Genomic DNA, 22,859 nt, shown 5'->3' with positions numbered 1-22,859 from the left:
TAGGAAACGGGGAACAGGGAACGGATAAGAGGGAAGCTAGATGTGTACTGAATTTTTTTCAATAATCAAATATGAGTCCTATATAATATTTATTTAAAATTTCTTCAGCTAATATTTCTGGATTCTCAGGCAAAGATAACTGAATTAATCCGGCAGTGTCAGAAAGAACTATCGTATCAAATTCTTTAGCAACCGTCTCAATAGCCGCACATAAAATATTCTCTGTCAGTTTAAATACCGTCCCTGGACTACCTTCATCATAAAGTAACCGACGAATAGTAATTGTATTGCTATCTGTGTTTGCCCAACTAGCATATTCTAAACAAGTCGCAACTATAACTGATGCAGGTAAATTCGCTTTTGTACCAATTTTAAACTGATAATTTTTACCAAAATGCCGGATTAAACCAAGTTCAGTGAAAGGACAATCAATAGAATCTTCAATTGGCGCATTATCTCTGATAAAGTCCTGTACTGCATACATTCTTAAAATACAATTTACATCTTTAAGAAAAGAAGATTCAGCAATTTTTTTATCAAAACTTATTATATAACCCTGTAACCCTGCTAAAACATCTTCTTTGGTAAAATCTAACTCTCGAAAAACATTAAAGATATAATACCAAGCAGCCGCTTCACACGTAGGTTTTAACAAATTCCAATGTAATAACCATAACGATGCAGGATCTTCTAAATAAGAGTCCCATCCATTCTCGCTTAAAAGTTTTTCTCCAAATATTGTAGGTGAACTATTTTTATCAATAAGTTTGAAAGCAGTACACCAATAACGAATAGCACGTACCATATTTTTACCAACACCCAAGCGTACAGGTGCATCATCCTGTAAGAAAACACCTGGATTTTTCTTAGCTGCATCAAACCCTTTTTTCAACCAGCCAAAACGAGGATGAAAAGTTTCGTGGTTAGCAAATATTGGATTTACAGGAGTTTCTATAAATTTTAAGTTTAGATTAGTTTGTATCATAATATAATATTTATTTTGTTGAGTATAACTTAAAGTATATTAATTATATTAATGCAATCAAAAGTATTAATTTAATATTAATAAAATTTTTTCTATATATAAAAATATATTTATTGCAAGTAAATACAAGAAAGGAAAGATAATTATAATATTTTTTAGGCTTTAAAACTTATGTTATTAGTACATTAATAGCATTTCATTAATATAAACGTACAGATTGAATAAGAATTGCATAAAAAGGTGATTATCCGTTATAAAATCATACATACTCACTTAATAGTCAGCCTACTGTGCAATATAAGAAAGCGAGATGAGTTATTGACAAGAACATCCAATTTGTCAACACAGACAAACTATTGGGTAATATACAACAATAGAAGCGGGCGATGGGACTCGAACCCACGACGTTCACCTTGGGAAGGTGACATTCTACCACTGAATTACACCCGCAAATAGTTACTGTTAGCTAATTTAAAGCTAACAAATATTATACCACATAGATTAGTTTTGGATTTCAGACACAGATGTGCCGTTTTGCGATCGCACACCCCTAACTTCTCTATCATCAGCAGACGGCTGTGGTTTTTTCCCAAAACCGTAACGCAGTGTGTTCAAAATCCAGTTCTGGAAGTTGTCAATGTAGCTAAATATGACTGGGACTACTACCAAAGTCAGCAATGTAGAAGTTGTAAAGCCTCCCATAATCGCAATGCCCATTGGTTGGCGAACTTCAGAACCTGCGCCAATACCCAATGCAAGGGGAAGAGTACCAGCAATTGTCGCTAAGGAAGTCATCATAATTGGACGCAAGCGCGACACACCAGCTTCTATTAATGCTTGGCGTTGATTTTTACCTTCCTGCATATTAATGATTGTGTAGTCCACCAAGAGAATCGAATTTTTGGTGACAATTCCCAATAGCAAGACGATGCCAATCAAGGCGTAAATTCCCAAGGGTTTTTGGGCAACCATTAATGCTACTAATGCACCGCCTAAACAAAAAGGCAAGGCTGCCATAATCGACAAAGGTTGGAAAAAGTTGTTATATAGCAACACTAGAATTGCATAGATGCACATAACGGCGAGGGCTAACGCACCACCGAAACGCCCAAAAATTTCTTGCATAATTTTGGCACTACCGGAAGGTTGCTGGGCAACTCCTGGTGGTAGGTTTTGCATTGCTGGTAGTTGATTGACTGCTTTGACTGCTTCTCCTAAGGATATTCCTTGCAAATTGGCTTCTACTGCAACTTGACGGGCGCGGTCGTAGCGGTTAATGGTGGCGGGGCCACTGCCAAAACGGATATCTGCCACAGCCACAAGTGGAATTAAACTACCGTTTTGGCTGGGAACTTGCAGATTTTTGATATTGTTGATGTCTGCACGGGCTGTGGGGTCAATTTGCACGCGAATCGGAATTTGCCGATCGCTTAAGTTAAACTTAGCCAAGTTGGCATCATTATCACCAATCGTAGCTAAGGATGCTGTACGAGCGATCGCTTGCACAGTTACACCCAAATCTGCGGCGCGTTGCGGATTTGGAAATACCAAAATCTCTGGTTTGACTAAACTAGCAGTAGAAGAAACTTCTACTAATCCAGGCAAGTTACGCATTTGTTGTTCTAAATCAGTAGCAGCTTGGGTTAAAGCTTCGGGATTTTCACTCCGCAACACAATAGACAATCCTTTACGGCTATCTCCTGGCCCTTGGCTTTGAAAGCTAATTCTCGCCCCTGGGATTTCTTGAAACAATGGGCGGATTTGTTCTTCAAATTGTTTTTGAGAAATATTGCGTTCTTCCTTGGGCTTTAGCTGAATTGATAAGGTAGCTGAATTGATTTCTTCTGTGGCTAACACCTTTTCTACAACTGGGTTTTGCCGAATGATGTCAGTTGCTTGGGTAACTACTTTGTTGACATCTGCCAAAGTCGAACCAGGCGGGACTTCAATGGAAACGTTGGAGATACCAAAGTCACCATCATCCACAAAACCTTTGGGAATTAAAGGAACCAGCATCAAACTGGCCATAAAAAAAGCAATTGCGATCGCAATTGTAGTCAATCTATGGCGTAATGCTGCTTGTAATAAAGATTTATAAGGTTGAAAGTGGCGTTTTGATTGCTGATTTTGAGATTGGCGATAGAAAAGGCGACTTAATCTTTTCTTGGCATGGGTAGCACTAGGTTGGGTAGGAATTTTCTCCTTCAGCAGATACGCCCCCATCATTGGCGTAATCATCCGCGCTACCATCGTGGAAAAAATTGTAGAAACGGCAACGGTCACACCAAAGGGTTGGAAAAACTGCCCCGGAACACCCCCCATAAACGCCACAGGGAGAAATACAGCAATAATCGTTGCCGAACTTGCCATCACAGCTAATCCCACTTCGTCGGAAGAGTCAAAAGCTGCTTGCCAAGATGTTTTCCCCATTGCCATGTGTCGTTCCATATTTTCAATTTCGACCACAGCATCATCTACTAAGTTGCCTACCGCCAAAGCTAATGCCAACAAAGTCATGTTGTTGAGGGTATATCCCAAAGCTTGCTGCACCGCAAAGGTAGGAATCATGGATAAAGGTAAGGCAACAGCAGTAATTAAAGTCGCTCGCCAGTTTCTTAAAAACAGTAAAATTACGATGACTGCCAGTACCGAAGCTTGAATCAACTCATCAATGGTGCTTTGATAAGATTGGCGGATAATATCGGCTCTGGTAAAAATTAACTCTACCTTGACATCTGGGGGCAAAGTTTTTTGCAGTTCGGCTACAGCTGCTTTTACTCCTTCTTCCACGCTGACAACCACACTACCAGTACTACGCAATACCTGAAACGCTACCACAGGTTGATTATCCAAGCGGGCAGTTTGACGCACATCAGCATATTTATCTTCCACAGTACCCAAACTGGATAAAGGTACAGAACCACCACTAGGCAGCAGAATTTCATAAGTTTGCAGCACATTCACGCTGGCTGCACTACCAAGGGTACGAATCGTTTGTTCGCTACCACCAACTTCGGCACGTCCACCAGGTAAATTGATGTTGAAAGCGCGAATTTGGTCGTTCACTTGGGTGGCGGTGATGCCTAAAGATTGTAAGCGGTCAGGGTCGAGGTTAATGCGGATTTCGCGGTCAACGCCACCGATGCGTTTTACTTGTGCCACACCTTTGACTGCTAACAAAGCACGGCTAATGGTTTGGTCTACAAGGTTGCTTAATTCTTCTACAGAACGTTGATCTGATTTGACTGCATAAAAGATGATTGGGCCACCGGCAAATTCTAAACGTTGCACCACCGGGTCATTGATATCTTGGGGCAGACTTTGGCGAATTTGCGCGATCGCATTTCGCACATCATTAGTAGCGCGATCGCTATTTGTCCCTAAAACAAAGTTAATCGTGGTAGTAGATTTGCCATCACTAACGGTGGAAATCATATTATCGATATTGCCCAAGCCAGCGACAGCATCTTCGATTTTTTTTGTCACCTGAGATTCCAGTTCTGCTGGCCCTGCACCCGGTTGAGTGACAGTAATAGAAACTGCCGGCACATCAATATTGGGGTTGGTGTCAATTCCTAGGGAAATGAACGAAAACCAACCAACAATTGTCAAAATTAAAAATAAAACGATTGTGGGAACAGGTTTTTTTATTGACCAAGCCGAGATATTAAAAGACATTTGAAGTGTGAAGTATGAAGTGTAAAGTCTAAAATTTTTTTGACCAATGACAAATGACTATTGACCATTGACTATTGACTCTTGACTCTGACCCGATCGCCATCTTTGAGATAGCCTGCACCATCAACGATGACGCGATCGCCTAATTGCAAGTTATTGTTAATTTCTACTAGTTCATTGTTAATCAATTCTCCAACCTCAACTTTCTGACTATGGACTATATCATCTGGGGATAGAGTGAATAAAATTACACTGCCATCTGCTTGGGGTTGCACTGCTTTTTGTGGTACTACCATTGCGATCGCTGTATTAGTAGTAATGGCAGCGCGGGCAAACATCCCTGGTCTGAGTAAGTTGGTGAACGGTAAATCAATTTTGACAGTTGCTTCCCGACGTTTATCGTTAATTAAAGGCTGGATTTCTCTGACTCTTCCTTGCAACTGCACGCGGCTATCGATATCTGAAGAAATTTCCACAGCAGCGCCAATTTCTACTTTTGGTAATTCGATTTCTGGAACCTGTGCTTGAAGTTCTAATCTGCCATCACGAATAATTGAAAACAATTTTTGCGTTCCTCCAATCACAGTGCCAACTTGGGTTTGCGGTGGTATACCTGTGACATCGCCAACTCTGGCTAGTTTCTCGGCAACAATTCCCGAAATCGGGGCGCGGACTACTGTTTGCCTTAACTGTGTTTGTAGTTGGATAGTCTTGGCAACGCTGGTACGTACATCTGCTTTGGCTTTGTAAATATTAGCTTCAGCACTGCCAGTGTTAGCTTGGGCGCTGACAACATTGGCTTGGGCGCTACGAATATTTTCTTCGGCAAGCCGTACAGCTTCTGTAGCAGTTTTGACTGTATAGGCACGAGTATCAAGTTCTTGGAGACTAATTGCACCAGCAACCGCCAATTGCCGATAACGCAGAAAATTCTTTTGGGCTTCTTCTAACTTAGCCTTGGCCTGTGCTAAATCAGCTTTTTTTTGCCGCACTATTGCCTGATAAGATGCCACAGTCGCTTGCTGTGAGACCATACTTGCTTGTCTCGAACCCACATCAGCTTGTTTGGATTCTACCTCGGCTCTGGCTCCACTCATTTGGGCTTGCAACATAGAATCATCTAAGATGGCAAGAACTTGGCCTTTTCTAACATAAGTACCTTCCTTGATATCTTCGGGAATCATTTTGATTTGCAAACCATTGGCTTGCGGCAACACCGGAATTAAATCACGGGCGGTGATCGTGCCTGTAGTATTGAAGGTGCGGGAAACACGGGTAGCTTCTACTGTCGCGACGGTAACTGTCATGACTGGGTTAGTTTTAGCCTGGACTTTATTCGCTACAGCTTTTTGTTGACGTGCTGGCAGTTGGCTTAACACACCCATACCACCTAAAGCGATCGCTATTCCCAAGCCAGTACCAACAAACAAAGGCTTTAGCCAAGGTTGGGTTTTCTGCCAGGCTAATTCGTGCGATGAAACTTTCTCTTCATCGGTAACAATTTCCTCTAGCTTTCCTTTTGGCATAATTTCGTCACTCACAGACGCACCTCCACTGCGGAAACACACACAACTGTTGGTTCTTTTTAAGAAAGTTTGAGACTAATTACCATATATTAAATCTGACTTCCATCTCAAATTTTGACTGTAATAATCCCCAATATGATAACCATGACATAAGTCATGTTTTTTATGATTAATAAAAATAAAAAACGGTAATTATACGGAACTTTTTAGTCGAGATGACTCTGTATGCTTATCACCCTATAGGCCTTATTAGGGTCACATATCCTTTGTATGCAGATCACCGCCATTACATACATAAATGTGGAACACTAATGAGCATAGGATACGCCAATTGCATATATTGACAGCTAAATAAGAAAGCATAGCCTATGATGTGAGCAAGATTTCAAGGCAACTAGCACTCACACCTTTATCTGAGCTAAAAAGGAGAAATCTGCATTCAAATGCCAACCAAAGCCTTGATTTCACAACTCTTGAGAACAAACCAGAGATATTTTGATCTGAACTGAGCAACCAAATATGTTCAACGCCACTGAAATTTTAATTGATGCTTTTGTCAAACAAATTCGAGAAGGCTACAGTCGCACATACGGCTGCCTCAAAAATGATTATCAAGATATCATTGCCTGGGCTGGGAGCATGGCGTTGGAAAATATTGCCAATAGCGATGCCCTATATCACAATGTCGAACACTCTATTTTAGTGACCTTAGTAGGGCAAGAAATTTTACGTGGCAAACACATTCGCGAAGGTGGTGTTTCTAGTGAAGATTGGTTGCACTTTATCATCTCCTTGGTCTGTCACGATATCGGTTATGTCAAAGGAGTTTGTCGCCAAGACCAAGAAGCAGCAGGCTTATACGCTACAGGTAAAAACGGCAGAATGATTTCGCTGCATCCTGGCGCTTCTGATGCCAGTCTTACACCTTATCATGTCGATAGAGCCAAGCTGTTTATTGATGAGCGCTTTGGTGGTCATAAGTTAATCGATGCTGAAGTCATTAAAAGTAATATTGAATGGACTCGCTTTCCCGTCCCCACAGCGGAGGATCATCAAGATACCGTTAACTTTGCTGGTTTAGTACGTGCTGCTGATTTAATTGGACAATTGAGTGACCCCCGTTACCTGAAAAAAATTACCTCGTTGTTCTATGAATTTGAAGAAACCGGGATGACTAAAGTTTTAGGCTATGAAACACCAGCCGATTTACGTAAAAATTACGCCAAGTTTTACTGGAATGGTGTTCATCCTTATATTAAAGATGGTCTGCGCTACTTATCGCTGACACAACAAGGCAAACAAATTGTGGCAAACCTCTACTCGAATGTGTTTGTCGTTGAACATGAAAAAAACCAAGAGGAACATCTATATATAGTTGAGCAATTACATGCTTAGTCAACAGTCAAGAGTCCAAAGTCAAGAGTCAAAATAAATAAACATAGTCGAAAGTCAAAAGAGATAAACTTTCACGTTTAGCTATTGACTATTAACCATTGACCATCGACTATTGACTATTGACCAATGACTATTGACTAAAAACTATGAATTGGTGGCAAAGACTCAAGAAAAATCCTTTGGCGCGGTTTGGGGCAATTTTGCTGTTAATTTTCTATGTAGCGGTGATTGCAGCTGATTTTGTTGCTCCTTATGACCCCTATGCTTCGCAACCAAATGGTTCACTGCTACCACCAACTCAAATTTATTGGGTTTCAAAAACTTCGGGGAAATTTATTGGCCCCCATATTTATCCAACAACTCAAGGTCAAACTGATATCAAAACAGGCGATCGCCAGTTAATTGTAGACTTTACAAAGCCATCTCCTCTACGTTTGTTTGTTGCTGGCCCAGAATACCGTCTGTTGCAGTTAAGTTTGCCACTACCACCCAAATGGGATGAAGTCACCATTTTTCCGGGAATTCCTTTAAATTGGCATTTATTTGGCGCAGATAATAATGCAAAATTCAACATTTTTGGTACTGACGATCAAGGGCGCGACCAATTTAGTCGGCTGTTGCATGGTGGTCGCATTAGTTTGTTTATCGGCATTATCGGCGTAATATTTACTTTTCCGCTTGGTCTATTGTTGGGCGGAATTTCTGGCTATTTTGGTGGTTGGTTAGATAGTGTCATCATGCGCTTGGCAGAAGTACTGATGACTTTCCCCAGTATTTATCTGTTGGTGACATTAGGAGCAGTTTTACCACCTGGTTTAAGTAGTACCCAGCGCTTTTCATTAATTGTAGTGATTACTTCTGTAATTAGTTGGGCGGGTTTAGCTAGGGTAATTCGAGGACAGGTACTTTCTATTAAAGAACGCGAATTTGTCCAAGCTGCACGCGCAATGGGCGGAAATCCACTTTACATCATCATCCGCCATGTTTTGCCTCAAACTGCTACTTATGTAATTATCTCTGCGACCTTAGCAGTTCCTAGTTTTATTGGTGCGGAAGCTGTATTAAGTCTGATTGGTTTAGGCATTCAACAGCCAGATCCTTCTTGGGGTAATATGCTTTCTCTAGCCAGCAATGCTTCAATTTTGGTACTACAACCTTGGTTAATTTGGCCGCCAGCAGTGCTAATTATTTTGACAGTACTTGCATTTAACTTACTTGGTGATGGCTTAAGAGATGCTCTCGACCCCCGCAGTTTGCAAAGATAAGGGGAAGTGTGAAGTATGAAGTATGAAGTATAAGATTTTGTCCTTCTGCCTTTTAATCATTGACCATTGACCATTGACTATTGACCATTGACTATTGACAAGTTGCGAAAACTTTGACGTGTCATAATAATTCAAGCAATCCCCTTTGAAGAGATTGAAACCTAGACCTGACCTGAACTACAGTGCGATAAACTCATGCAGCCTGAACCCAAAGTCAACATCCTTTTGGTGGATGACAAAGTAGAAAATTTGTTGGCACTAGAAGCAATTTTAGAAAGACTGGGAGAAAATTTAGTTAAAGCAACTTCTGGAGCCGAAGCTTTGCGGTGTCTGCTGCATCAAGATTTTGCGGTAATTTTGCTGGATGTGCAAATGCCGGGAATGGATGGCTTTGAAACTGCCAGCCTGATTCGTAGTCGAGAAAGGTCGCGTCAAACTCCGATTATCTTTCTTACAGCCTTTAGTACCAGTGACCAAATGTTATTTAAAGGCTATGCTATGGGCGCAGTTGATTATTTGCTTAAGCCCATAGATACGAACATATTAATATCTAAAGTCACGGTATTTGTTGAGCTATTTAAAAAAACCCAAGCAATTAAAGAACAAGCAACCCAACTGGCAGCTGTAAATGCAGAACTAAGGCAAAGTGAAGAGCGTTTTCGTTCCCTTAGCACTTGTTCTCCGGTGGGGATTTTTGAAATGGATACGGCAGGAAAATGTAAGTATACTAATCCTCACTATCAGGCAATTTGTGGTTTAAATGCCGCAGAAAGTTTAGAAAAAAAATGGCTGGAATTTGTGCATCCAGATGAGCAAGAACGCGCGATCGCAAGTTGGAATAAATACTTGGATATCGGTGGCCAAAACTACTCGGAAGATTTTCAATTCCAAACAGCTAATGGTGAAATTCTTTGGGTACAGGTGCGCTCATCACGTATGGTTTCGGCTCAAGGGAAATTACTGGGATATGTCGGTACGCTAGAAGACATCACTGAACGCAAGCAAGCCGAAGAAGTCCGCGCTCAAATTATTCGAGAACAAACAGCCAGACAAGAAGCCGAAGCCGCAAATCGGATGAAGGATGAGTTTCTCGCTGTGCTTTCTCACGAACTCCGCACACCTTTGACTTCAATGTTGGGCTGGTCAAAAATTCTGCGTTCTAAGAAATTGGATGAAAAATCTACTGCTAAAGCTTTAGAAGCAATTGAACGCAATGCTACATCTCAAGTGCAATTAATTGAAGATATTTTAGATGTATCGCGGATTATTCGCGGTCAACTAAAACTGAATTTATGTGCGGTGAATTTGATTTCTGTGATGGAAGCAGCCCTAGAAGCAGTGCGTCCTTTAGCAGAGGCTAAAAATATTCAAATTCATACAATTCTCGATTCTTCTATTGGCTCAGTTTGCGGTGATCCAGTGCGTTTACAGCAAGTAGTCTGGAATCTCTTAACCAATGCAATTAAGTTTACACCTAAAGATGGTAATGTTTCTGTTCATTTAGAACTGATGCAATACACAGGTGAAGAGTCTAGTGAATTAGTTCCATCTGGAGAAATTGTACTTTCCGCTGGTTTATCACCTATTCGCTTCTTTAGCACTGCTTATGCGCAAATTCAAGTGATTGATACAGGTATTGGCATCGAACCAGACTTTCTTCCCAAAGTATTTGAACGGTTCCGCCAAGCAGACAGTACCACCACGCGATCGCACAATGGATTAGGATTAGGACTGGCGATCGTCCGGCACTTGGTAGAATTACACGGTGGCAAAATTTTAGCCGACAGTCCAGGTAAAGGTCAAGGCGCAACTTTTACCGTGAGGTTACCGTTGATGCCCAATAACAGTCTTGACGGTAAATCCGAAAATTCTGTTTCCTGTGCGGTAGGATCTACACCCCTATCTGGATTAAAGGTATTGGTTGTAGATGATGAAACAGATAGCCGAAATTTTTTGGCCTTTATGTTTGAAGAGTACGGGGCAACCACTACAGCTGTGGCATCAGTGGATACAGCACTACTAATACTTGAACAAACAAAACCAGATATCTTGATTAGCGATATCAGTATGTCTGAGCAAGATGGTTACAATTTAATCCAAGCAATCCGAGCTTTAGACCCAGAAAATGGTGGTAATATTCCAGCGATCGCCCTAACTGCATTTTCCCGTGAAGAAGACCGATTAAAAATTCTCGCCGCTGGTTTTCAACATTACTTAACTAAACCTGTTGACCCTGAGAATTTAATTAATGTAGTGACCAGTGTTTTTCAGAAAAATTCAGAAGTCAGAATTCAGTCAACATAGGTGTAGGTTTGGTGAAGGAACTCAACCCAGCATCATCAAGACTTTGTTGGGTTTTGCGATCGCTACACCAAACCTACTATTCTTCAGTTAATTAACTCACCGCTAACTTACCCCAACCAACATAAGGCAGTTTCGCCGCTGTAGCTTGAATTTTTTCAGCGTTAGCGACTAACTGACCACAAGCATCCCAGCTACCAGAAACGAACATATTTCTCGAACCTTCACCAATGAATACTGGGGCTGTAAAGTCACCAATTTGCACTTGTAAAGTTTCCAAATTTACTGTTAGTGTTGCTTGCGGATTAGCTGTTACTAGTTCTTGCAATTGTTTGACTGTTGCTACATCAGCCGTCACACAAGGCACACCAATAGCCACACAATTACCGAAAAAGATTTCCGCAAAGCTTTCACCAATTAAAGCTTTAATACCCCATTTGGCGATCGCTTGCGGTGCGTGTTCCCGTGATGAACCGCAGCCAAAGTTACGGTTAACAATTAACACGTTTGCGCCTTGATATTGGGCTTGGTCAAAAGGATGTTCACCTTTTAAAGCTGTGCGGTCATCGATAAAAGCATTTTCTCCCAAACCGTCGAAGGTAATAGCTTTTAAAAAACGTGCAGGAATAATCCTGTCTGTATCAATGTCATCGCCAACTAAAGGTACAGCCCGCCCGGATACTTGTTTAATTTCACTTCCCATAATTTTCTTTGCGCCTTTGCGGCTTTGCGTGAGATAAAAAGATGTGGTTTGTAAACGCAGAGTATCGCTGAGGTAAACGCGGAGGTACGCTGAGTTTGATATCTAAAGTAAGTCCCGCACGTCAGCAACTTCGCCTTTAATTGCCGCAGTCGCCACCATCGCCGGACTCATGAGTAATGTGCGACCGGAGGCTGAACCTTGTCTTCCTTTAAAGTTGCGGTTAGAGGAGGAAGCGCTGATTTGTCTACCTTGAAGTTTGTCGGGGTTCATGGCTAAACACATGGAACATCCTGGTTCGCGCCATTCAAAGCCTGCTGCTTCAAAGATTTTGTCTAATCCTTCGGCTTCGGCGGCTTGCTTTACTCTTTCGGAACCAGGGACAACAAAGGCTTTGACTCCTTCAGCTACACGGCGACCTTGGGCAATTTTCGCAGCTTCTCGGAGGTCGCTGAGTCTCCCGTTAGTGCAGCTACCAATAAAACAGACATCGATTTTTGTGCCTTTGATGGGTTGACCAGGCAACAAATCCATGTAGCGATAAGCTTCTTCGGCTACAAAGCGGTCTTCTTCTGCGAGTTCTTCGGGTTTGGGGATGAATTGATTAATGCCAATACCTTGACCTGGTGTAATTCCCCAGGTAACTGTTGGCGGAATTTCGGCTGCGTCGAAGACAACTACATCATCGTATTCGGCATTGGGATCACTCTTGATTGATTCCCACCAAGTTACTGCTTGATCCCAATCTGCGCCTTTGGGGGCAAAGTCTCTATCTTTGAGATAATCATAGGTGACTTGATCAGGATTAACGTAACCGCATCTTGCGCCACCCTCGATCGCCATATTACAGACTGTCATGCGTTCTTCCATGTTCATCTGCTCAAAGGTAGTACCAGCAAATTCATAGGCGTAACCGACCCCACCTTTTACGCCAAGGGTGCGGATAATGTGCAAAATCACATCTTTGGCGTAAACACCAGGGTTGAGATTGCCGTTAACTTCAATTCGGCGGACTTTGAGTTTAGCTAGGGCGAGGGTTTGCGATGCGAGAACGTCGCGGACTTGGCTTGTCCCAATCCCAAATGCGATCGCACCAAATGCGCCATGACTCGATGTGTGACTATCACCACAAGCGATCGTCATTCCTGGCTGGGTTAATCCTAATTCCGGGGCGATGACGTGGACTATACCTTGACTGCCGGAACCAATATTATAAAAAGTTAAGTTATTTTCTTGACAGTTCTGTTCCAGGGCTTGAATCATTGCTTCTGCCACACTGTCGGCAAAAGGACGCGCCTGATTATCTGTGGGTACGATGTGATCTACTGTAGCCACAGTCCGTTGGGGAAACAGTACCTTAAGACCTCGTTCGCGCAACATCGCAAAGGCTTGGGGACTAGTGACTTCATGAATAAGATGCAGGCCGATAAATAGCTGTGTCAGCCCTGAAGGAAGTGTACCAACGGTGTGTAAGTCCCAAACTTTATCAAACAGGGTGCCTTTGCTCATAGGTCAATCGTTATGTAACGAGTCAGGATTTTTATCGTATCAAAAAAGCGTCGGACAATTTTAGATTTTGGATTGTGGATTTTGGATTTATCCATAGATCAATTGCCGATTTTCGCTGGATTTCACAACTAAATCTGGTAATTTTACCATCAAGGAATAAAATCTAGACTTTGGCGATTTCTCTTGCCTTTATTTCTTGTCTTTAGGCTGAAGTTTGTGTGCTTACAAATGGCAGGCAAGAGTTTGATTTAATCTGGAGAAATTGATGCAAAATCTTTTTGAGGGAATTTTGCTTTACCATTTGAATGGCGATGTTAACATCTAACCATTCTCGCTGTCTTTGCCCAGCTTCGGGATAATCTTCACTCAGCATTTCAACTAACAATAAATACATTTGAACTCGGTAGATTTTGCCGCGTTTGCGATATCTGTAACTACCTACTGCATTGATATCTACTTGCCCAATGATACCAGCTTCTTCCCAGGCTTCTTTGGCGGCGGAAGCAGGCGGACTCATACCTTTGGCAATTCCGCCTTTGGGAATTACCCAGTTGTTGCGATCGCGGGTTGTAATCAGTAAGATTTCGATATTGCCGTTCTGCACTCTATAAGGAATGACCCCCGACTGCTTGAAGATTTTGCTGATTTTCTGATTCATGAACTTTCTGGATAAGCGTCATCATAAAACAATGCAAGAGGTGATTTTAGCTAAGTCTCAATTTTATACAGCTATTAGGCATCTACTATAAGATAGACTTAATAAATTGCGAACAGGGGCTAGTCCTTTTACTCAGTACTCAGCACTCAGCACTTAGATTATGCTGGCTTATGATCTAAACGAATTGCTGCTTCTAAAGCTGCTTTTTCTTTGGCGCGGCGGGCATAAGGCTGCAACTGAGAGCGATCGCCACCTGTCAAAATACTCAATTCTTCTAAACTAATGCCTCGCATTAACATTTCTACACACCAAGTTTGTTGTGCTTGGGCAATTTCTGGTGGTTTACCTTGGGGTGTTAGCAGTCCTTGAGTCCAAACTTCCCAAAGTTGTAGCAGTTCTGACTCAGAAATAAAGTTACCTACATTGTCAATAAACATAGCAGGATGATTATCTTTACGAGTTTTGAGCCATTTAACTAAAGGATTGTTCGTATAAGAACCGTAGTGTTTACCCAAAATCCATTGATTTACAGGAACTTGGCGGGGTAATCCTGGGGTAGTAATTTGCAGAATTAGTCCTTGGGGATCGGATATTTGGTGCGATCGCTCCAAGCTAACTATCTCGAAAACAGATAAACCAGCACCAAATAACAGGTATGCTAAAGCATAGTCTTGTATTCCCGCTTTTCTGGAGTTTTGCAGAATTTTATGAACTAAAATCGCAGGTAAATCAGCTACTTCTTTCGTAATAACATTTTCTTTTGCTAATTGGGGAGCATAAGACATGGCTCCATGTAAAAACAACTCCACTAAATTCTCTAAAAAGTCATCTCGATCTTCCCATAGTTCATGAAATTCGCTTGTGAATTCAATCACTGCATATCCCAAAATCATGCCATTGAGTAAACTGGCTAATTTTTCTGCTGGAAGATAGGTATTGATGTCTCCTTGCTTAATCACAGTGGCTAAATACTGCGCTACGTAGCGGTTTGCTTCTGTTAATCCTCTGCCCAAAGCTCGGCGGTTTTCCGCTGGAAATTGGTCTGCTTCACCCACCACAGACCGGACAAACTCTGGGACTCGTTCTAATGTATGTAAGCTCTCACTTGCATAATCTTTCAGGGCTTGATAGACGTTGCCAGGAGGAGTAGCCCGCCTGACTAAGGATTCTCCCAAATCCTTAAAAGCGGCTGATTCTTCTAATACAGCTAAAAGTAACCCATGTTTATTCCCAAAATGACGAAACAATGTCACTTCATTGACTTCAGCTTTCTCTGAAATTTGCCGAGTGGTAGTACTACTAACTCCCTGAGTAGTAAATAATTCTAGTGCCGCTTGAATAAGACGTTGACGGGCTGAATTTGATTGAGATGCCATAAGAAATAATGCAAGTGCCACTTGCATAAAAAACCAATAGTTGTTACGATGCCTAATGTAAGTGATACTTGCTTAAGTTCACTGTAACGAACTAGTTTACAGAATGGGCAAATTTCTTGGGAAAGTTTACCCAAATGAAAGCAGATCACTTCATGATCCATCAACGGAAATGTTTATGACTGCAAAATATCTGGCGGTTGCTCCTGAGACAGGAAATTCACCTCGCCTCAGATGGGTGAATGTGGCTTTTTTTGCGACTATTCACGCCTTGGCTCTGTTGGCTCCTTGGTTTTTTTCTTGGTCAGCGCTAGGATTGCTGGTGTTTCTCCATTGGTTGTTCGGGAGTATTGGCATCTGCCTAGGATATCATCGGCTGTTAAGCCATCGGAGTTTCCAAGTACCCAAGTGGTTAGAATATGCGATCGCCATTATTGGAGCCTTAGCTATGCAAGGTGGGCCGATTTTCTGGATTGGTGGACACCGCCAGCATCACGCCCATACAGAAGACATCAACTTAGACCCCTACTCTGCCCAGCGTGGATTTTGGTGGAGTCATATGCTGTGGATTATGTATCCTCGTCCTGAATTCTTTGATTATGAAACCTATAAAAAATACGCCCCAGATTTAGAAAGACAACCTTTTTATCGTTGGTTAGATCGCTACTTTTTATTGTTGCAAATTCCCTTGGGGTTATTGCTGTATGCTTTGGGCGGCTGGTCTTTTGTAGTATACGGAATGTTTGTCCGAGCAGTCTTATTGTGGCACTCCACTTGGTTTGTCAATTCTGCGTCCCATCTGTGGGGTTATCGTACCTTTGATGCTAATGATGGCGCACGTAACTTATGGTGGGTATCACTCCTGACTCATGGCGAAGGCTGGCACAACAACCATCATACTTTTCCCCACGTAGCCAAAGCGGGATTTCAGTGGTGGGAGATTGATATAACTTGGTGGAGTATTCAAGCTTTAAGAAGTTTGGGTTTAGCGAAGAAAGTCATCTTACCGCCACCACAAATTGTACTTAAAAAGTAAAAAGTAAAAAGTAAAAGGTAAAAAGATAATCTCCATAAATAAATTTAAGAGCTTGTGACGATTTCGCTTCTTTATTTTGCCTTTTAACTTTTTACTTTTACCTTGTTTTGATATACGTCATGATAGCTAAATTAGTTTAACTCCTTCATGATTTAGCAACCAGCGCTTGCGCTCTAACCCCCCCGCATAACCTGTGAGTGCAGCGTTCGCACCAATGACTCGATGACAAGGAAGCACAAGTGCAACTGGATTAAGTGAGTTTGCCATGCCGACAGCGCGATAGGCAGTCGGCTTACCAATTTTTCTTGCTAAATCAGCATAGGAAATAGTTTTTCCCCAAGGAATAGTTCGCAGTGCAAGCCACACTTGCTGCTGAAATACAGTCCCACCAAGACTAATCGGAATGTTGTTTAAACTAGTGCGATCGCCATCAAAATAAGCTTGAATTTTACTACTAAAACCTTGGGGATTTTTTACATATTCAAAATCAAAACTACCATACCGCTTTTGGAGCAGTTTCATCATTCTTGGCTCGTAATCAGCAAAATCCAGAGCGCAAAGTTTTTCACAATCACTGACAATTAAGATTTGCCCGATTGCTGAATTGATGTAGTCAACTAGTAATTTCATATTGTGGGTACAATTAGATTTGAATCTTCAAAAATTTAAGACAATCCATAATTATAAGTTTAAAAATCTACTTAATCACTATGTTAAGTTGTATTTGCTCTACCTTGAACAAGCTGAATTTATATGAAGATTATGCAAGCTAGTGCTTGGAAAAACTGTAAAAGCCAAGAAATTGGAAGTACCTACGGTATTCGTGTTGGCATAAGAAACCGAGAGCAGTATTTTGATAAAAGCTGGCAAGAGATTGAAGTAGAAATTGATGGAAAAACCTATAAATTCTCTCTTACAAATGGCTTTTGGCGAAAATGCCCAGAATTTCGTGATAGTAAAAACTCTGCGATTATTGTTAATGAAAAAGCTGTTATTTATCTGTAGCCAAAATAGATTGCGGAGTCCTACTGCTGAAGTGGTGTTTGCTGAATATGAAGGGCTAGAGACTGACTCAGCAGGGTTAGACCATTACGCTGAAGTACCAGTTTCCACAGAAGCTATTGAGTGGGCTGATATTATTTTTGTGATGGAGCAGTCCCATAAACGAAAGTTGACAAAAAATTTTCAGCCTTTTCTCAAAGGTAAGAAAATTATTTGTCTAGATATTCCAGATGAATTTGAATATATGGAACCAGCTTTAATTGCAATACTAAAAAAGAAAGTAATTCCTTTATTAGGAACTTATTGAATTAAATAAAATTAATATAGCGGTTGAAAGTCAAGTGCAATATATACAGGGTAATCAATTATTTTCCTGAACACTTTACAATCACCGCTATATTCAGCACATATTACCTAGACAAAATATTATTTACCAGAGCAATAGCTATTAATTTCACTCACTATTGCACCTTCATCAGTACCACTCTTTTTCAAAGTTGCTAAAGAAGCATTTGCAGCTTTGAGATTTTTTTTATCAACAGCAGCAGCAGTATCACGTAAACCCTTACTTGTATCCTGATATAACTTGACAAAGCGCCCCTGAAAGCCTTGCAATTTTTCATCTTTAATTTCTAACGCTTTCATCTCATTCGCAAAAGTGTCTATTTTACCCGCCACGTCTGTTAATGCTTTAGAACCTTGTTGTGGTTTTGGATTTTTGCTGAATTCTTGACTCAATGTGACTGCCTGATTCGCAACTTTGATAATTTTATTGCATTGAGCTACTTTGCTTTCGCCACAACCTGTAAATATAACTGCGATCGCCGCTGTTGCTGAAAGCATAACACTTCTTTTAAAAATACTTTGCATTTTTTTTGGTGTCTCCTACATCTATCTCAGGCAATAGGCGGGTAAAGTAAGTTCGCGTCAGCAAAAATACTCGTTAAAGTCACAACTTATTAATTATTTAATTTTTGCTTCTAACTTGCTTTTAGCCCTGCTAAGTTATACTGCAAGATTCTGGCAATGCGTATTAAAGGTTACTAATTTAATAAAAATTAAAATTCTATCTGTGTGGTGAGCAAAATCACAGGCGATCGCTTCACCGTAACCATTCACCAAACTTAACGCAAATCTTAGTAAAGTGTGACTGTGTGTTGCGATCGTTACTCGACAAGTTCGTGTAATTATGACATGGAACTGTGTCGTTGTGATATTAACTTTTGTGGTTGAAAAGTATAAACTCACAGTTCGCGTAATCGATGATGAATTTGATGAAATAAGGGAGAGAATGCAAGCAGGCGATCATGTCCAGCAGTCCTAGTACTTCACCCAATTGATTCTGACAGGTTGTGATGCAGTCAAAATTACCAAAGTCTGAATTGCCAAAGGAGGAAAACTGATGAGTTCATTTGTCCTTTCTTTTCAAGATATTGACAAAACAAAACTCACCTTTGTTGGGGGTAAAGGCGCGAACCTGGGGGAACTTACCAAGATTGAAGGAATACTCGTACCAGATGGCTTTTGTATTTCTAGTGAAGCTTTTAAAAGAATAATTGGGGAAGCGTCGTCGATTAACGAATTACTCGATCAGTTATCGCTTCTGAAGGTGGAAGACCGGCATAAAATCAGTGAACTTAGCGGTGAGATTCGCTCTTTCATCGAAGGGATAACCATTCCTCAAGACATTAATGAAGAGATCACCCGCCTCCTGTCCAGGCTTGGAGAAAAAAATGCCTATGCAGTACGATCTAGCGCAACTGCTGAGGATTTACCGACAGCCTCTTTTGCAGGTCAGCAGGATACGTATTTGAACATTATCGGAAAGGAGGCAATCTATCAGCATATCAGCAAGTGCTGGGCATCGCTATTTACTGAGAGAGCAGTAATTTACCGCCTCCAAAACGGCTTCGACCACCGTAAAGTCTACCTGTCTGTGGTTGTTCAGAAAATGGTCTTTCCGCAGGTGGCAGGAATTTTATTTACTGCCGATCCCGTCACTTCTAATAGGAAGGTGTTATCCATTGATGCGGGCTTCGGACTTGGTGAAGCCTTGGTCAGAGGTCTGGTGAATGCTGATATCTATCTTTCTTTTGTCACTCTAGGCAGAGGAAAAAGAGAAAAACTCTGACCAAAGGGATAAAAATAGATGATTATGCAAGGTATTCATGATGCTAATCAAGTAAGAAAATCCTGTAGAAAGTTGAGGAATAGGAAATACCTTGAGCCAAGGTTTAATCAAATTGAAAAGGATGAAAGGTTGAACAATCAGACGTAAATTATTTAAAATATTCTTCCAACCATAATTTTCATCCCACAAGGGATGCTCCGCAAATATTTTGAGGATATAGCTATGAGATTCATGGAAGACACTTGAATGAAGGCTGACCATGAGATAGGTACTACAAACTATTTCCCACCACTTTTGAATGTCAGAATAATGGGTCAGCCGAAAATCTGCCCATCCGAGTTCATTTTTACTTTGTTTAAGTCCATATTCTACCCATGTTCGTAAACCGTAAAGATTACCAACTTCTGAATACTTAATATCTGGAACATGGGTCATTAAAAACCACGTTGAATTTTCAGGTAGCTTCTCCGTGTCCGTCGTGACTTGCCAATAACGAATATCGCGCCGCTTGCCGAAGATAATCTCTCTAATATATCGAACTTCTTGTTTACCATTCGAGAAAACACGGTTAAACTTTCGCCATCTGTTATACCTAATTCTTTGCCCTTTTGGCAGCCAAACTCCGTGATTACTACGTATAGCTACAACAAAATTGAGTTGTAATTGATTCAAAACACTAATAAAATTTCCATCACTTTCTCCATACAGGCTATCTGCCAAAACTAATTCAAATTTAAACCCCATTCCTTGCAGTTCTCTGATTAATTCTGCTGCGATTTCTGGCTTGGTTTTATATTTATCTCCTGGCTGCAATCTCTCTCTTGGTTTATAGATTTGAAATGTTAAAGGAAAGGTCATATCCTCAATTATGCCATAGGCTGTTACTACAACTATGCCATTTTCTATTTTGCCTAAGTTCCCAATATACTGCCTTTTCACATAGTCTGTAGTATGACCTTGTTTTTTGTCTCCAGTTTCATCAATTATTAGAATTAATGATCGCCCATTTAATACTCGTAGTATTAGTTCTAATCTTTGCTTCTTTAATGATTCTACTGACCACGGTGATTCTGTTAAAAAATGATGTAATGATTGCTGATTTTCTAATCCCACCACAAGAGCTATTTCTGGTAAAGATTTTCTTTTTATCTCCGATATCATTCCTAAATGTAGGTTTCGGAAATTTTCAAAACTTCTCACTTCTGGAAATAGGTTTTGGTAGATTGCACAATATTCGTCCACAAATTTTATGCTTGGTTTGGGGCTTCTTGGCTGTGTCATAGTCCCCTCCTGCCTTTCAGACCTCTTTTCTGATTTTACTCTTCCCGGAGTGACAAAAGAAAGCTATAAAGTTTGCAACGGCAAGGTGATAGATAAGAAGATATCTACTAAGAAACTGGCTATTTACGCCTTAAAAGATGGCGGGACGACAGAACAGGAGATTGAGACTGAACGGCAGAATAGGCAAGCACTGACAGATGAGCAGATTTTGCAGCTTGAGCGCATCGGTAGAAAGATTGAAGAACATTTCGGCTGCCCCCAGGACATCGAATGGTGTTTGGTTGATGAGACATTTTATCTTGTCCAGAGTCGCCCCATCACGACTTTATATCCCATTCCTGAAGCAAATGATCAGGAAAATCATGTTTATGTATCTGTTAGTCATCAACAAATGATGACCGACCCCATCAAACCATTGGGATTGTCTTTATTTCAGTTAACAGCTGCTCGATCCATGTATAAAGCGGGTGGAAGGTTGTTTGTTGATATCACACCTGATCTGGCTTCACCTGTTAGAAGAGAAATTGTAGTAGATGTGTTGGGAAAATCCGATCCGCTGATAAAAGACGCACTTATGACCATCATAGAGCGAGGAGATTTTATAAAATCGTTACCAAATGATCAAAAAGAACAGAGTTCCAGTAAGAGCAATAAATCGCCATTGCCTGCGGAATTTCAAACACTAAACGAATACGATCCGGCGATCGTTGCTGATTTAATCAAGAGTAATCAAGCATCGATAGAAGAGTTAAAACATAACATCCAAACGAAGTCAGGAGCGAATTTATTTGATTTTACTCAAGAAGATATCCAGAAATTAAAGAAGAGTTTATTTGATCCACAAAGTTTGGGTGTAATTATAACTGCTATGAATGCTTCATCATGGCTCAATGAAAAAATGCAGGAGTGGCTAGGTGAACAAAAAGTAGCAGACACGCTTTCTCAATCTGTACCAAACAATATTACTTCGGAAATGGGTCTGGCACTATTGGATGTCGCAGATGTGATTCGCCCTTATCCAGAAGTAATTGAGTATTTACAACAGGTAAAAGATGATAGCTTTTTGGATGAACTGGTTAAGTTTAATGGTGGAAAGGAAATCCAAGACGCTATTTATGCTTATTTCAACAAATACGGAATGCGATGTGTCGGAGAAATCGATATTACTAAAACTCGTTGGAGCGAAAAACCAACTATACTTGTCACCATGATTCTCAGTCACATCAAAAACTTTGAGCCTAATGCCAGCGATCGCAAATTTGAGCAAGGGCGACAGTCAGCTTTGAATAAAGAACAAGAGTTATTAGAGCGCTTGAAGCAATTACCAGATGGTGAACAAAAAGCTAAAGAAACACAACGAATGATCGGCCATTACCGGAATTTCATCGGTTATCGTGAATATCCAAAATACGGCATGATTAATCGCTACTTCGTTTATAAGAAAGCTTTATTGAAAGAAGCCGAACAACTCGTACAAGCCAATGTTATTCATGAAAAAGAAGATATATACTATCTCACTTTTGAAGAATTTCGCGAAGTTGTACGCAAAAATAAACTTGATTACCAGATTATCAGCAAACGAAAAGACGAGTACAAACACTATGAAAAATTAACTCCCCCACGTGTTATCACGTCTGATGGTGAAATCATTGCAGGTGAGTACAAACGAGAAAATCTCCCAGCCGACGCTATTATAGGTCTACCTGTTTCCTCCGGAGTTATAGAGGGACGAGCAAGTGTCATCTTAAACATGGAAGATGCTGATCTAGAAGATGGAGATATATTAGTCACCTCCTTTACTGACCCTAGCTGGACACCATTGTTTGTATCCATAAAAGGTCTAGTCACCGAAGTTGGTGGACTGATGACACATGGAGCAGTTATCGCACGTGAATATGGCATAAGTGCAGTTGTCGGAGTAGAAAGTGCTACCAAACTGATCAATGACGGACAGAGAATTCGGGTTAATGGAACGGAAGGCTATGTAGAAATCCTATACTAAAGCGAAAATTCCAAAAT

General features: G+C 40.8%; 19 protein-coding genes and 1 tRNA gene. 9 read left to right on the top strand and 11 right to left on the bottom strand.

Annotated features, from left to right (window positions below; all coding sequences use genetic code 11):
- Positions 1-58: 58 nt before the first annotated feature.
- From ACMX3D_RS29260 to ACMX3D_RS29245, 4 genes are all read right to left on the bottom strand, one after another.
- Entirely contained in the window at positions 59-985 is a 927-nt protein-coding gene (locus tag ACMX3D_RS29260; protein ID WP_482749262.1) for a DUF4007 family protein, read from the bottom strand.
- 378 nt (positions 986-1,363) lie between these two features.
- Positions 1,364-1,435, bottom strand: a tRNA-Gly gene (locus tag ACMX3D_RS29255).
- A gap of 51 nt (positions 1,436-1,486) precedes the next feature.
- The gene (locus ACMX3D_RS29250; protein WP_482749261.1) at positions 1,487-4,663 is read right to left on the bottom strand and encodes an efflux RND transporter permease subunit; all 3,177 of its coding nucleotides are present in this window, start codon (positions 4,661-4,663) and stop codon (positions 1,487-1,489) included.
- A gap of 71 nt (positions 4,664-4,734) precedes the next feature.
- A complete protein-coding gene (locus ACMX3D_RS29245) occupies positions 4,735-6,189 on the bottom strand; it encodes an efflux RND transporter periplasmic adaptor subunit (RefSeq protein WP_482752454.1) in 1,455 nt (484 codons plus the stop codon).
- Between the two features lie 519 nt (positions 6,190-6,708).
- Between ACMX3D_RS29245 and ACMX3D_RS29240 the strand changes: the two genes are divergently transcribed.
- The 3 genes from ACMX3D_RS29240 (at position 6,709) to ACMX3D_RS29230 (ending at position 11,153) form a co-directional block, all read left to right on the top strand.
- On the top strand, positions 6,709-7,584 hold the full coding sequence (locus tag ACMX3D_RS29240; RefSeq protein WP_482749260.1) for an Npun_R2479 family HD domain-containing metalloprotein: 876 nt from the start codon (positions 6,709-6,711) through the stop codon (positions 7,582-7,584).
- A 146-nt stretch (positions 7,585-7,730) separates the two neighbouring features.
- Entirely contained in the window at positions 7,731-8,849 is a 1,119-nt protein-coding gene (locus ACMX3D_RS29235; protein ID WP_482749259.1) for an ABC transporter permease, read from the top strand.
- Between the two features lie 195 nt (positions 8,850-9,044).
- Positions 9,045-11,153 (top strand): hybrid sensor histidine kinase/response regulator, encoded by a 2,109-nt coding sequence (locus tag ACMX3D_RS29230; RefSeq protein ID WP_482749258.1) that lies wholly within the window; start codon positions 9,045-9,047, stop codon positions 11,151-11,153.
- Positions 11,154-11,244: 91 nt separating this feature from the next.
- Here the strand turns inward: ACMX3D_RS29230 and leuD are convergent, their stop codons facing one another.
- From leuD to ACMX3D_RS29210, 4 genes are all read right to left on the bottom strand, one after another.
- The gene (gene leuD / locus ACMX3D_RS29225) at positions 11,245-11,853 is read right to left on the bottom strand and encodes a 3-isopropylmalate dehydratase small subunit (RefSeq protein WP_482749257.1); all 609 of its coding nucleotides are present in this window, start codon (positions 11,851-11,853) and stop codon (positions 11,245-11,247) included.
- 102 nt (positions 11,854-11,955) lie between these two features.
- Entirely contained in the window at positions 11,956-13,359 is a 1,404-nt protein-coding gene (gene leuC / locus ACMX3D_RS29220; RefSeq protein ID WP_482749256.1) for a 3-isopropylmalate dehydratase large subunit, read from the bottom strand.
- Between the two features lie 202 nt (positions 13,360-13,561).
- A complete protein-coding gene (locus ACMX3D_RS29215; RefSeq protein ID WP_482749255.1) occupies positions 13,562-14,017 on the bottom strand; it encodes an NUDIX hydrolase in 456 nt (151 codons plus the stop codon).
- Positions 14,018-14,175: 158 nt separating this feature from the next.
- On the bottom strand, positions 14,176-15,393 hold the full coding sequence (locus ACMX3D_RS29210) for a TetR family transcriptional regulator (protein ID WP_482749254.1): 1,218 nt from the start codon (positions 15,391-15,393) through the stop codon (positions 14,176-14,178).
- A gap of 175 nt (positions 15,394-15,568) precedes the next feature.
- On the opposite strand from ACMX3D_RS29210, the gene ACMX3D_RS29205 reads away from it, so the two are divergent.
- Positions 15,569-16,426: an acyl-CoA desaturase gene (locus ACMX3D_RS29205; RefSeq protein ID WP_482749253.1), complete on the top strand. Its 858-nt coding sequence runs from the start codon at positions 15,569-15,571 to the stop codon at positions 16,424-16,426.
- A gap of 126 nt (positions 16,427-16,552) precedes the next feature.
- Here ACMX3D_RS29205 and ACMX3D_RS29200 read toward each other — a convergent pair whose 3' ends face one another.
- Positions 16,553-17,056, bottom strand: coding sequence for a methylated-DNA--[protein]-cysteine S-methyltransferase (locus ACMX3D_RS29200; protein WP_482749252.1), 504 nt, complete (start codon positions 17,054-17,056; stop codon positions 16,553-16,555).
- Between the two features lie 132 nt (positions 17,057-17,188).
- Here ACMX3D_RS29200 and ACMX3D_RS29195 point away from each other — a divergent pair, with 132 nt between their 5' ends.
- Together ACMX3D_RS29195 and ACMX3D_RS29190 are read left to right on the top strand one after the other, a co-directional pair.
- Positions 17,189-17,431, top strand: coding sequence for a hypothetical protein (locus ACMX3D_RS29195; RefSeq protein WP_482749251.1), 243 nt, complete (start codon positions 17,189-17,191; stop codon positions 17,429-17,431).
- Positions 17,406-17,735, top strand: a complete 330-nt coding sequence (locus ACMX3D_RS29190; RefSeq protein ID WP_482749250.1) for a low molecular weight protein tyrosine phosphatase family protein — start codon at positions 17,406-17,408, stop codon at positions 17,733-17,735. The genes ACMX3D_RS29195 and ACMX3D_RS29190 overlap by 26 nt, the downstream gene beginning before the upstream one ends.
- A gap of 119 nt (positions 17,736-17,854) precedes the next feature.
- Here the strand turns inward: ACMX3D_RS29190 and ACMX3D_RS29185 are convergent, their stop codons facing one another.
- Positions 17,855-18,271: a hypothetical protein gene (locus ACMX3D_RS29185; protein WP_482749249.1), complete on the bottom strand. Its 417-nt coding sequence runs from the start codon at positions 18,269-18,271 to the stop codon at positions 17,855-17,857.
- Between the two features lie 346 nt (positions 18,272-18,617).
- Between ACMX3D_RS29185 and ACMX3D_RS29180 the strand changes: the two genes are divergently transcribed.
- Positions 18,618-18,752, top strand: coding sequence for a hypothetical protein (locus ACMX3D_RS29180; protein ID WP_482749248.1), 135 nt, complete (start codon positions 18,618-18,620; stop codon positions 18,750-18,752).
- 78 nt (positions 18,753-18,830) lie between these two features.
- Positions 18,831-19,559 (top strand): PEP/pyruvate-binding domain-containing protein, encoded by a 729-nt coding sequence (locus ACMX3D_RS29175; protein ID WP_482749247.1) that lies wholly within the window; start codon positions 18,831-18,833, stop codon positions 19,557-19,559.
- On the opposite strand, the gene ACMX3D_RS29170 is transcribed toward ACMX3D_RS29175, so the two are convergent.
- On the bottom strand, positions 19,530-20,840 hold the full coding sequence (locus tag ACMX3D_RS29170; RefSeq protein WP_482748684.1) for an IS701 family transposase: 1,311 nt from the start codon (positions 20,838-20,840) through the stop codon (positions 19,530-19,532). The genes ACMX3D_RS29175 and ACMX3D_RS29170 overlap by 30 nt on opposite strands.
- Between ACMX3D_RS29170 and ppsA the strand changes: the two genes are divergently transcribed.
- Positions 20,809-22,842 (top strand): phosphoenolpyruvate synthase, encoded by a 2,034-nt coding sequence (ppsA, locus tag ACMX3D_RS29165; protein WP_482749246.1) that lies wholly within the window; start codon positions 20,809-20,811, stop codon positions 22,840-22,842. The two genes, ACMX3D_RS29170 and ppsA, sit on opposite strands and share 32 nt — an antisense overlap.
- The last annotated feature ends 17 nt before the right edge of the window (positions 22,843-22,859 follow it).

The organism is Anabaena sp. TISTR 8404 (genome assembly GCF_056847745.1).
The sequence above is the reverse complement of the archived record's forward strand: the minus strand, read 5'-3'. Positions and strand labels throughout refer to the sequence as shown.